Annotated in this window: 1 protein-coding gene; it reads right to left on the bottom strand. The window is 30.2% G+C overall.

The window, feature by feature from the left end; all coding sequences use genetic code 11:
* Nucleotides 1-1,081: DUF3857 domain-containing protein (locus tag EKL98_RS16955; RefSeq protein WP_126563235.1), on the bottom strand; the 1,081-nt coding region annotated here is incomplete at its 3' end.
* Nucleotides 1,082-1,104: the final 23 nt, after the last annotated feature.

Here is a 1,104-nt window from a genome sequence, read left to right on the forward strand (position 1 = left end):
CGGCAACATTCCCAGTTCCATCAATATAGGCTTGTTTTACTCCTTTGTCTGTATAATATCCTTTTTTGTGGTTCCAATTCATTTTATTTTGAACAAATTTAAAAATGACATCCAATCTTTCAGTTTGAGAATTTACATTTTTCAGAATACGCGCCAAATCTTGGGTGATGTAATCTCTTTCCTTGAGTTCTTTTCCAAAATCCTTATCTATATAAATGGTTTTAGCAACCCCTTCCCAAGTCGTTGAATAATCTTTTACGGGCTCTTTATAAAATTGTGTTTTCTCTAATTCGTGTTGAATGGATATACGATAATTTTCTATGTTGTCTACAAATGGCTCTTCTTTTAAAGCTGGAATATAATAAGCCCTATGTCTATTACTTTGTTGCTCGAAACTAACTGATTCTGTTTTGTTGACTGTGTATTCATTAGCAAATTGAAGTGAACCATGAGTGACTTTGGATTCTGATATTATTTCTGACGGCCTTTTTGCAACTGCTTTATAAACAAAAAATCCAGGTATATCAACATCATATTCCGAAGAATTAACTGGGATATTGTATTGAAAAATAAAGTCTGGAAATTCGACAATGTTTTCTGATATTAAAATATACTTGAATTCTATTATTGAACCCGATTTCACATTGGGCATAGTTATAGTAGCTTCTTTCCAATTTTTATTTATGGCTGTTTTAAAAACACCTTCTCGGTTTAATTTTGTTTTAACAATCTTGCCATTTTCAATATTATAAGTTACACCATCCGAAAATTCTACCCTATCATCGTTTAATTTATCGTATCCGGTTCGGTAAGGAAGTTTATAATTTGCCCAATTAAGCCCGTCTTTTTTATAAATTTTAATTCTATAAGAATTCTCAGTGACGATACTAAATCCGAATTTAATATCATATTTAAAATAAGTTCTGGCGTTATTAAATAAGATTGCGGCTGATGCTGTAGTATCGTTTGGATATACTTTTTCCTCTACTTCTTTTATAGAAACTTTTCCTAATTTGAATTCTTGTGCATTGGCTTTGAGAAAAACAACAAACAAAAAGATTACAAATAATTTGATTTTCATATAATTATATTTTCTTTAGAACT

It is taken from the genome of Flavobacterium bomense (assembly GCF_003970355.1).